Below are 11,427 nucleotides of genomic sequence, written 5' to 3' on the forward strand. Positions count from 1 at the left end.
AGCCATGAACCAAAGGGACATAGAACTTTTCTGCCGCCAAATGGCCCTGTGGGCGTAATCCGCCATCGGCCAGGGACGCTATCCCTTTCGAAAAATCGAAACATTCCCCAACCTCCTGACCGAAAAGGGTGAGCTTGCGCCGCCGCTCGTTTTCTGGATCAACAGAGACAGCTTCCTGGCCGGCGGAGTGCTGCTCTTCCCCGAGAAAGAAGCGGAGGAGGATATCGAGCGGGGAGGGGCATGCGCCCGGGCTCTTGGCTTGGGCCAGTTCGTCACCTGGGCTGCCCGGGAGGTGGTTTTCTGGGAGGAGCGCGGGGAGTCGTCCCGGCAGCTCAAGGCTCTGCCCCTGCCGTCCTCTTCGGAAACGAGCGTGGACCGTTTTCAGGACACTCTCCACCAGATCATGGAAGAGCTAAAAATCCGCTCGGTCACGAGCGGAGTGCCCCCCCATCAGCTCTCGCCCTACTGCCTTGCCAATCTCTGCCGCACCGCCTTGATGGACGTCGGGCCCTCCCTCGTGGAGGCCCAGCGCAGGGCGCTGGTGGAGCCCTCGACCCGCCGCAGCAGAGGCCCCGAAGAGAACCTCGCACTGGGAAAGGGGGCCCTGACCCTGGCCCGCCTCCTGAGTGCTCTCTGCTTCGACCTGATCCCCCCGACGGTACAGCCCGAAGGCCTGGAACGAGCCATGGGATTCGCCACGGACCGCCTTCCGGAAGAGCTTCGCCGGAGCCTGGAGGCGGGCCCCGAGGAACTGCCGCTGTCGGCGGAGAGCGCCGTGCGCTTTCACCACCTGTTTCGGCGCCTCGGTAAACTGCGAGTCGGGGAAACTCCCCGGGCGGCCGCTGAGACCATCGACATTCTGCTCCGACACGAAGGCCCCCGCCTCGGCGCTTGTCCCGCGCCGGGCACCGAGGCGCCCCACTCGGCTCCGTCGCTCGTGGTCAACAGCAACCGACCGCGGGGCGACGCCTCCGCTCGGGTCGAAATCTCCCCCCCGCCCGTCCTCGCGCTGTCCGCCCTGTGGCGCGCCCTGGAGGGCCAGGCTCCGGCCATTTCTCAGGCCGCCCACCCCTTTGAACTGGGCCCTTGCAAGGCACCGAAATCGATCAGGGGATGCCTTGCAAGCGGAGAGGTTCCTCCCTCCCGGCAGAAGCAGGCCCTGAAAGCCCGGCTGCGCAACTCGTGGCCCACCCGGCGCTTTGCCCTCCCCGCCCAGGCCCCGCTTTGGGCCTATGAGTTTATCCACCTGCTCGGGCTAGCCGACCGGCGAGCGGAGATCGAGCTGGTCACCCCGGGAAAGTGGCTGGGAAGCGAGCTTGCCGTCCCTCTCCTCGCCCTGATCAAAGAACAGTTCACTCTCCGGTTCCTCGGTCCCGCCCTGCAGGGGGGGCTGGAGCTTCACCTCACCAAAGGCGCCGGGCCGGAGGCCGCCACCGCGATCCTCGGCCCCGACGGACCGCGACAGGTCTCCTGGGGAACCCTTCAATCTGCTCACGACAGCCTTTTGACCCTTGCCCTGACCCTGCCAACGCCCCAGTGGGTCATGATGGAGGAAGGGCTGCTGTCTCTGCCGACCGAAGCGGACTGGCCCCGGCAACTCGAGAGAGAGCTCTTCCTATTCACCCGTTCCACCCTGGGACGCACCCTTTGGGGGCAGGTCGATGCAACGGGGGCCATGCCCTCCCTTGCGAGCCTGCAGCAGGCATTTCTGCGCCACGGCTGTCCCCTGCCGCCCGCAGACGTCTTGCACGACCTGCGACTGCTGGATGCGGGACCGGACTCACCTCCCCCCCCGCAGAACGTTCTGGACCAGGAACTGCTCCGCTCGCTCGGCCCGGGCGCAATCCCTTGCGCTCCGCAGGAAAGCACGGAAGAGAAACCCGCCCGGCACGTCTCCCCCCCGGCGAGGCCCCGAAGGCAGACCCTGGAACGCCTGATCAGCGGCACCGTTTTCATCGACGGAATCCCTCGCTTCCCGGAACATTACCTCTTCCATGTCCCGAGCTCCCAACTCCGGGAATACCGCGTCACAGGCCCCTTGAAAGCGCGCGGAGAATTCTTCGGCCAGTACGTCCTGGAACAGGCCGATGGCACCACCCTTGAGGTCGAGGGAGAGGAGACCGCCAAGGCCCTCATCCTTGCATCTCTCGGCGACCGCCTCCCCCTGGCCCTGCCCGTCGAACGCGAATTGACCGCCGAGGTATTGAAGAAATTCCTGAAGGACCTGAGAAGGCTGCGCCAGGCCCTTCTTCAGGAGTGCCACCTGCATCTGGCCAACCCACGCTCGGCCAAAAGCCTGGCGGCTGGCATCTGGCGCTCCCACGGCCTTCCTCCCTGGGAATGGCTGGACGATGAGAAACTCCTTTTCATTGAGACGTGACTTGATATAATGAGGCCTGTCCCGCCCCCCTTCCAACGATGCTTTACGCGAAACCGAAGGTCCCCATGAACGTTTTGCTCCATGTCTGTTGCGCCAACTGCGCCATTTATCCCGTCAAGGTCCTGCGGGAGCAGAACCACCAGGTCACCGGCTTTTTTTTCAACCACAACATCCATCCCTACCAGGAGTACCGGCGCCGTCTGGAGACGACACGGGACTATGCCTCCCGGGTGGAGTTGCCGATGGTCTTCAGAGAGGAGTACCTCCTGGAGGATTTCCTGGGGCAGGTGGCCCAAGCCCCACGGACCCGCTGCGATTACTGCTACCTTTCCCGCCTGGAGGAGACCGCACGCACGGCCGCCGAGCAGAACTTCGACGCCTTCTCCACCAGTCTTCTTTACTCCCGCTATCAACAACACGATCTGATCCGCCGTCACGGCGAGGAACTCGCTCTGCGCTACGGGATCTCCTTCGTCTACCGTGATTTCCGCGCCGGGTGGCGGGAGGGGATCGAAACCTCCAAGGCCATGGAGCTTTACCGCCAGCAGTACTGCGGCTGCATCTACTCGGAGAAGGAGCGCTATTGCCCACAGGGAAGGAATTGACCGGTGCACCCGGGAAAACTGCTCATCGCCGCCGGCATCGCCCTGATCGCCGCCGGGCTGTTTTTCACCTTCGGAGGGAAAATCCCCTTTCTGGGCCGGTTGCCCGGCGATATTGCCATCAAAAGAGAAAACTTTTCCTTTTTCTTCCCCCTCACCACCTGCATCCTGATTTCCCTGCTCGTCTCCTTTCTTCTCTGGCTTTTCCGGCGCTAGCGCCACCCCCCTGCGAATCACTTGCCAACGAGCGATGCCGGACATCCCCGCCAGCACCGCCGAGGGTCGCCCCATGAAAACGGGTAAAAGGAAGATCGGCCTTGCGCTGGGCAGCGGCGCCGCCCGCGGCCTGGCTCATATCGGGGTCTTGAAGGCCTTCGAAGAAGAAGGCATTCAGATCGACTGCATCGCCGGGACCTCCATCGGGGCCTTTATCGGGGCCCTCTACGCCGCCGGCGTTCCCGTCGAGAAGATGGAACAGGTGGCCAGCCAAGTCGACTGGCGGCAGCTTGCCCGCCTGATCGACCCCATTCTTCCCACCTCATGCATTATCGACGGCAAGAAAGTTTCCCGGTTCATCTCCGAACTGTTGCCGGCGAAAACCTTTGAGCAGCTGCGCATCCCCCTGGCGGTGACGACGACAGACATCGAAACAGGAGAGGCCCTGGTCATCAAAAAGGGCAACCTCCATGAAGCCCTGCGGGCGGCCATCGCCTTTCCCGGGATTTTCACGCCGGTCCGCTTCTTCGATCGGTTTCTCATGGACGGAGGCCTGTGCAACCCGGTTCCCGTCGATGTGGTTCGCAACCTCGGCGCTCGATCGGTCATCGGGGTCTGCGCCATCCCTGCCGTCATGAAGGAAACGTCCGAGACCTATTTGCCCTCCCGGGCCAAGCGCCGCCCCGGCAAGCCCTTTCTCGAACTGCTCAACGCCGAGCGCATCGAAAGTTTTCTGCGCGAGATGATGGGCTCCGCGGCGACTGAAGAAGACGAGCCAAGAGAGGGGTCTGCTCATCGCAAGCCGCCGGGGATTTTCCGCATCTTCTCTCAAAGCGTGGCCATCATGGAAAACCAGATCAATGCCCTGCGCCTTGAGAAGAATCAGATCGACCTGCTGATCAGGCCCCCCCTGAACGGCATCAACCTTTTGGAATTCCACCGCGCGGCCGAGGCCATTGCCGCCGGGGAAGAGGCGACCCGCAAGGTTATGCCCAAAATACGAAAAATGGCCGGCCGCTGAACTTTCAACGAGCCGACCGGCGCCCGTGAAGAGGCTGTCCCGTTGCAAGCCCTGATCCCTGTGTTACTATTTAAGTACCTAAAATAACACTAGCTTAAGGGAGGATGCAATGTTCGAGCTGATCGAAAAAACCCTGCTCCTGGGAATGGGAGCCATGTCCCTGAGTCAGAAAAAGGCGGAAGAACTCCTTGAGGAATTGCGCCATCGATTCGACGTCAGCGAGGAGGAAGGCAAGGCCATGCTGGAAAAAATCCAGGAGACCATGAGGGAGAACCAGAAAAAACTGGAGGAACTGGCGGCCGAGGAAGTCAAGAAGGCCTGCGAGCGGCTCGGCGTGGCGACCTCCGAAGAATTCGAAAAGCTTCAACAGCGAGTTCACAAACTCGAAAACCAGATCAAACAAATGAGCAAACCCAACTGATCCGCCTCAAGATATGCTGACCTTTTCGCGGATCAACCGCAACATCCGCTCCATCCGGCGATACCGAACCATTCTCGGCATTCTCATAAAGTACGGCTTCGGTCATATCGTCGAGCAGCTCAACATCGACTATTATCTCCAGCTGGGTCGAAAAATCGTAACCCTCGGCTCTGCCCCGAAGGAGATAGAGCGTCTGACGCAACCCGAGCGCCTGCGCCTAGCCCTTGAGGAGCTCGGCCCCACCTTTATCAAGCTCGGCCAGCTCCTCTCCACCCGCCCCGACCTTATCCCCCATGAATACGCCGAGGAGTTCCGAAGACTTCAGGACAAGGTTCCCTCCTTTGCCCTGAAGGAGGTCCGGGACCAGATCCAGCTGGAACTCGGCTATCCCCTGGAACAGTTCTTCTCGGAATTCTCCTCCGTGCCCCTCGCCGCCGCCTCCATTGCCCAGGTTCACCGGGCCCGGCTGCGCAGCGGCGAGGAGGTGGTGGTCAAGGTGATGCGCCCAGGGATCGGGAAAATCGTCGATACGGACCTGGACATCCTCATGGGACTGGCCTATCTCATCGAACGCCACATCCCCACGGGGGAGGTATTCGACCCGATCGGAATCGTCAGAGAGTTTCGTCGAACCATCAGCCGCGAAATGGACTTTGCCAGGGAAGGGCATACCATCGACCGGTTTATCTCGAACTTTTCCGAAGACCCGACCGTTCATGTCCCCAAGGTCTATTGGGACTATACGGGAAAGACGGTTTTGACCATGGAGTTCGTGGCCGGCATTAAGGTCTCCGAGTTCAACCTCCTCTCCAAAAGGGGCTACGACCTCAGGGTCATTGCCCGCAACGGGGCCAACGCTTTTCTCAAACAGGTTCTGATTCACGGCTTATTTCACGGCGACCCCCATCCCGGCAACGTCTTCATTCTGGACGGCAACAAGATCTGCATGCTCGACTACGGGATGGTCGGACGAGTGGACGAGGAGATCAAGTACCAGCTGGTCGATCTGCTGATGGCGGTACTCGCGCGAGATGCAGACCGGGTGATCGACCTGCTCCTCTATTCAGGAGAGCTGACCGAAGAGGTCAACACCCGGCAACTCAAGAGAGACCTTTCCGAACTCATCGACGATTATTACGAAATCCCCCTCCAGGAGATCAACGCGGGCAAGCTGTTGATCGATTTCGTCGAACTCCTGACCCGCTACCGCATCAAATTCCCCTCCGACCTCATGCTCCTGGGCAAGGCCCTAGTGACCATGGAGGGCATTGGCCGTCAACTCGACCCCGATTTCAACATGATCGAGCATCTCAAGCCCTTCATGGAAAAACTCGTGCGCGAACGGGCAAACCCCGCCAATGTTTCAAAAGAGGCGATCCGGACCATCCAGGCCTATGGCGCCCTGGCGAAGAACTTCCCACGGGACCTCAAAGAGTTCATCAACCGCGTAAACCGCAACCAGTTTAAAATCGATCTGGAACACCGTGGGCTGGAAAAACTGATTACGGACCTGGACAAATCGAGCAACCGCCTCTCCTTCAGCATGATCATCGCCGCCCTCATTATAGGCTCTTCCCTGATCATGCAGACCGAAAAGGGCCTCACCCTCTTCGGGTTTCCCATTCTCGGGTTTCTCGGCTATTTGGGCGCCGGATTTCTCGGACTGTGGCTCGCCATCGGCATCTTGAGATCCGGGCGTCTGTAGCCCCTTGTGTGGACCGACAAACACACCCTCTTGCATAACTGCAACACCCTGCCCGGCCGTTCCCTCCGGCCCGCGAAATTAAACGTTTAATTTCAGGTACTTGACAAAGGACACATCCTTGGCAAAGAGTTTGCATGAAAGCCCCCTGTAAAGCACAAAGCAATCTGCTGTGCTCAAGGAGGATACCTTTTTCATGATTTTTCAATGCACTCTTGCCCGACCCGTTTCCATCTCGGGAATCGGCCTGCATACGGGACGCCGGATCAATATGGCTCTGCGCCCTGCTGCGGCAGGGACGGGCATCGTTTTTCACCGCACCGAGGGTGAGCGTACCGTCTCCATTGAAGCGATCTCTGCCAACGTCGTCGATACCCGCATGGCGACAGTTCTGGGCAAAGGCGGACTTTCCGTATCGACCGTCGAGCACCTCCTCGCCGCGGTGAGCGCCTTCGGCATCGACAACGTCCATATCGACATCGACGGGCCAGAGGTTCCGATCATGGACGGCAGCGCCCTGCCCTTTGTCGAACTGCTTCAGAGAGCCGGCGTTCGGCGCCTGTCCCGCAGTCGAAAATTTTTGGCCATTCGCAAACCGGTCACCGTCGTCGATGGCGAAAAGCGGGTAAGCCTGATCCCCTCGCGGTTTTTCCGCATCACCTACGACATCGCCTTCGACCACCCCAGCATCTCGCTGCAGCACCGTTCCATCAAGTGCTCTACGGAACTCTTCCGCAGAGACATCGCTCCGGCCCGAACCTTTGGCTTTCTCAGGGACGTTGAATACCTGAAATCCAGGGGACTGGCTCAGGGCGGTTCGCTGGAGAACGCGGTCATCCTCGATGACCAGGGCGTGGTCAACCCGGAGGGGCTGCGCTTTCAGGACGAGTTCGTCCGCCACAAGATCCTGGACTCCGTTGGCGACCTCAGTCTGATCGGCTACCCCATCCTCGGCCACGTCAAAGCCTTCAAGGCCGGCCACGACATCAATCACCAGATGGTGGAGAAAATCCTCTCCTCACCAGAGTGCTGGAAACTGGTCGAATTCGCCGACGAGGACCTCCGTGAGGCGCTGAAAGCAGGGACTCCGGCCCTGGCCCTGTCGGCCTGAGTTCATTCACGCATGATTTCACCCCTCAAAGGCAGCCTTCGGCTGCCTTTTTTCGTTGGAGCCGGCCATGGCTGTTGCAATCCTCTGTTTTTTCAGCGTAAAATTACCCTCTTAGACTTCTAACGCAAGAGGCCGTTGATGAAGGATTCCCCTGCCCGCCAGTCCCAAGAGGGCTCCGAAAACCGAAAGCGCCGCCGCGAGTGGATGTTGATCTGCCTCATCATCCTGCTGGTGGTCCTTTTCACCCGATTTGAATCCCGGCTCTTCGAGTTGACCTCCAGTGCCCCTCTTTCCAACAGCATCCTGGTTCTGGCCCTGATCAACATCAACATCCTGCTCATTATTCTCTTTCTCTTCCTGATCTTCCGCAACCTGTTCAAACTGATCCTGGAACGGCGGCGCGACGTGCCGGGGGCGCGCCTTCGCAGCAAACTCGTGGCGGCCTTCGTGGCCCTCTCCCTGGTGCCGACCATGCTCCTTTTTTTCGTCTCGGCCGGATTCATCACCAACACCATAGAGAACTGGTTCAATGCCAAGATCGAGGCGTCCCTGCGGGAGTCACTTGAAGTCGCCCAAACTTACTACAAGAATTCGGCAACCAACGCCCTCTACTACGCCGAACAGCTCGCCCGAATCGTCAAGGAGAAAAAGCTCCTCAACGAGGAGAACCTCCCCGACCTGCGCCAAGTCATCAAGGAAAAACAGCAGGAATACAACCTGGGAATCGTAGAGGTATTCTCCTCGACCTATGAAGAACTGGTGCGGGCCTCAAACCCTCAGGTCCCTGCCGCGGAATTCACCGACCTCGGGTCGGACAACATCCGTGAGGCGTTTCAGGGCAACCGTTTCACCCGCATCACCCCCATCGGCAAGGCGGACCTGATTCGGGGAATCGTCCCGGTCTATTCCAACTGGAACCCCAAAGACGTTGTCGGGGTGGTCGTGGTCAATTACTATGTCCCCTACTCCCTGGTCAACAAGATGAAGGAAATCTCCACCTCCTTCGAGCAGTACAAGAGCACCAAGTTGCTCAAGGGCAAAATCCAGAAGGGGTACATCATCGTCCTTCTTCTCATCGCTTTGGTGATCATTTTCCTCGCGACCTGGTTCGGGTTCCACCTGGCACGCGGCATTACGGTTCCCATTCAGGAATTAGCTCTCGCCACAGGCCGCGTGGCCGGCGGAGACCTCGAGGTTCACATCGATGTTCAAAGCGATGACGAGGTCGGAACCCTGGTCGAGGCCTTCAACAAGATGACCGCAGACCTGCGCCGAGGGCAGCAGGAAATTGGTGAAACCACCCAGGAACTGGAATCCTCCAACCTGGAACTGGACCAACGCCGACGCTACATGGAAATCGTCCTGAAAAACGTGACGGCCGGGGTCATCTCCGTCGACCGGCAGGGACGCCTCACGACCATTAACAAATCGGCTGAAAAACTGCTAAGGATCAAGACCGGTAAGGTTCTGGGCAAGCACTTCCGCGAAGTTGTCGGAACCGAACACCTGCCCATGATCAAAGACTTTCTCAAGGACCTCATGGATTCGGGCAAGGACTCCATCCGCAAGCAGGTCACCCTGACGGTTCAAGACAGCAAGGTCACGCTCCTGGTCAACGTAACTACCCTGCGGGATGAAAGCGGCGAATTCATGGGAACGGTGGTGGTCTTCGACGATCTCACCCAGTTGCTCAAGGCCCAGCGCATGGCTGCCTGGCGAGAGGTGGCCCGGCGCATCGCCCATGAGATCAAAAATCCCCTGACCCCCGTTCAACTCTCTGCCCAGAGACTGAGACGACGCTACCTCGATCGTTTCGATGATGACGACCAAGTCTTCGACGAATGCACCAACATGATCATCAAACAGGTCGATGAACTGAAAAACCTGGTCAACGAATTCTCGAGTTTTGCCCGCTTGCCCGCCAGCAACCCGACCCCGAACAACCTCAACGAGATCATCGCCGAGGCACTGATCCTCTTTCAAGAAGGGCACAAGGAGATCGACTTCTCCTTTCATCCGGACCCGAAGGCGCCGGTTTTCAACCTCGACCGAGACCAAGTCAAGCGCGCAATCGTCAACCTGCTTGACAACGCTGTCGGGGCGATGGAAGGGGATGGGGCCATCGAGGTCGAAACTAACTTCAACGCCAACCTCCAAATGGTGACCTTCTCCGTGGCCGACACCGGTGTCGGCATCCCCCCGGAGGACAAACCGCGCCTTTTTGAGCCCTATTTTTCCACAAAAAAATCGGGAACGGGACTCGGCTTGGCCATCGTTTCCAGCATCATTTCGGATCATAACGGCTATATCCGGGTCCGGGACAACTATCCGAAAGGGACCCGGTTCATCGTGGAACTGCCTCTTCGAGGCAACACCCTCCCGGTCTGACCCCGCGCAACCTTTGGTTGAGGTCGCTCCGATAAAGAAAGCGAACAATGAAAACAATTCTGATCGTCGATGACGAAAAAAGCATTCGCGAAAGCCTCAAGGGGATATTGCAAGACGAAGGATTTCGCCCCTTGTTCGCCCAGAACGGGGAAGCGGGACTGACCATGGTTCGGGAGGAGAATCCGGACCTGGTGCTGCTCGACATCTGGATGCCAGGCATGGATGGGCTGGAAACGCTGAGGCGCATCCGTGAAGAGAGTCCGGAACGGCTCGTTATCATGATGAGCGGCCACGGAACGATCGAAACCGCCGTCAAGGCCACCAAACTTGGTGCCTACGACTTCATTGAGAAGCCGCTCTCCCTGGAGAAGGTCCTGCTCTGCATCCAAAATGCCATGAAGGTCGGTCGGCTCGTTGAGGAAAATCGGTCCCTGAGAGCGAAAATCGCCAAGGACTACGAGATGATCGGAAAGAGCCCGGCCATCCTCGATCTTAAGAACCAAATTGAAATCGCCGCTCCGACCTCGGGATGGGTTCTGATAACGGGCGAGAACGGCACCGGTAAGGAGTTGGTCGCCCGTGCCATCCACACTCTCTCCAAGCGGCACGACAAGCCTTTTGTCGAGGTCAATTGCGCCGCCATACCAGAGGACCTTATCGAGTCAGAACTCTTCGGCCATGAAAAAGGGGCCTTTACCGGGGCGACAGCCCTGCGCAAGGGAAAGTTCGACCAGGCCCACGAAGGAACCCTCTTCCTCGACGAAATCGGGGACATGAGTCTCAAGACCCAAGCCAAAGTCCTGCGCATTCTCCAGGAACACAAATTCGAACGGGTGGGCGGCCAGAGAACGATCGAAGTGAATGTGCGGGTCATCGCCGCCACCAACAAAGACCTTGAGGAGGAGATCCGCCAAGGGGCTTTTCGCGAGGATCTCTATTACAGGCTTAATGTCCTCCCCTTCCATGTCCCCCCCCTGCGGGAGCGCCAGGACGACATCCCCGCCCTTGCGAATCACTTCCTGGATCACTTCTGCCGCAAAGAGAGCCGGCAGAACAAGACCCTCTCGCCGAAGGCCATCGTCGCCCTTGCGAACTACACCTGGCCGGGTAACGTACGCGAGTTGAAAAACATCATCGAGCGTCTGGCCATCATGTCTCCCGATGAAGTCATTACCGAAAAACACCTGCCGGGATCGATCCAGGCGAAACAAGCCGCCTCGCCAGCGGGCGCAGCAGCGTCCTCCGTCGAATTACCGACCTTTCGGGAAGCCAAAGAGGGTTTCGAGCGCGAATTTTTGCTCCAGAAACTGGAGGAAAACGAGTGGAACGTCTCCCGAACCGCGGAAGCCGTCGAGATAGAACGCTCCAACCTTCACAGGAAAATCAAAAATTACGGAATAGAACTGAAAAAGTAGAGGTTCGCGAGGGAAGATACTTCAAAGGAAGGACAAGCGGAAGCTTGTTTAAAATTTCCAGACAACAAAAAAAAGGCCCCTTCGAAATGAAGGGGCCTTTTGAATAAATTTCGGCGGCGACCTACTTTCCCACACAGTCGCCCGTGCAGTATCATCGGCGCAGTAGGGCTT

Annotated in this window: 9 protein-coding genes; all 9 read left to right on the forward strand. The window is 58.8% G+C overall.

The annotated features are described in order from the left end of the window. The first annotated feature begins 187 nt into the window (after positions 1 to 187). On the forward strand, positions 188 to 2,380 hold the full coding sequence (locus C0617_RS02920) for a hypothetical protein (RefSeq protein WP_291315525.1): 2,193 nt from the start codon (positions 188 to 190) through the stop codon (positions 2,378 to 2,380). A gap of 65 nt (positions 2,381 to 2,445) precedes the next feature. Then, positions 2,446 to 2,985: an epoxyqueuosine reductase QueH gene (locus C0617_RS02925; protein WP_291315526.1), complete on the forward strand. Its 540-nt coding sequence runs from the start codon at positions 2,446 to 2,448 to the stop codon at positions 2,983 to 2,985. A gap of 3 nt (positions 2,986 to 2,988) precedes the next feature. Further along, positions 2,989 to 3,198, forward strand: coding sequence for a DUF2905 domain-containing protein (locus C0617_RS02930; protein ID WP_291315527.1), 210 nt, complete (start codon positions 2,989 to 2,991; stop codon positions 3,196 to 3,198). Positions 3,199 to 3,271: 73 nt separating this feature from the next. Next, positions 3,272 to 4,219 (forward strand): patatin-like phospholipase family protein, encoded by a 948-nt coding sequence (locus C0617_RS02935; RefSeq protein ID WP_291315528.1) that lies wholly within the window; start codon positions 3,272 to 3,274, stop codon positions 4,217 to 4,219. A 109-nt stretch (positions 4,220 to 4,328) separates the two neighbouring features. Then, positions 4,329 to 4,640, forward strand: coding sequence for a phasin family protein (locus tag C0617_RS02940; RefSeq protein WP_291315529.1), 312 nt, complete (start codon positions 4,329 to 4,331; stop codon positions 4,638 to 4,640). Positions 4,641 to 4,653: 13 nt separating this feature from the next. Next, on the forward strand, positions 4,654 to 6,345 hold the full coding sequence (ubiB, locus tag C0617_RS02945; protein WP_291315530.1) for a 2-polyprenylphenol 6-hydroxylase: 1,692 nt from the start codon (positions 4,654 to 4,656) through the stop codon (positions 6,343 to 6,345). 193 nt (positions 6,346 to 6,538) lie between these two features. After that, positions 6,539 to 7,453 carry a UDP-3-O-acyl-N-acetylglucosamine deacetylase gene (lpxC, locus tag C0617_RS02950; RefSeq protein WP_291315531.1) on the forward strand — a complete coding sequence of 305 codons (915 nt, stop codon included), beginning with the start codon at positions 6,539 to 6,541 and terminating at the stop codon, positions 7,451 to 7,453. A gap of 138 nt (positions 7,454 to 7,591) precedes the next feature. After that, positions 7,592 to 9,841, forward strand: coding sequence for an ATP-binding protein (locus tag C0617_RS02955; RefSeq protein ID WP_291315532.1), 2,250 nt, complete (start codon positions 7,592 to 7,594; stop codon positions 9,839 to 9,841). Between the two features lie 47 nt (positions 9,842 to 9,888). After that, positions 9,889 to 11,256 carry a sigma-54 dependent transcriptional regulator gene (locus C0617_RS02960; protein WP_291315533.1) on the forward strand — a complete coding sequence of 456 codons (1,368 nt, stop codon included), beginning with the start codon at positions 9,889 to 9,891 and terminating at the stop codon, positions 11,254 to 11,256. The last annotated feature ends 171 nt before the right edge of the window (positions 11,257 to 11,427 follow it).

Source organism: Desulfuromonas sp., from assembly GCF_002868845.1.
Taxonomy (GTDB): Bacteria; Desulfobacterota; Desulfuromonadia; order Desulfuromonadales; family BM501; genus BM501.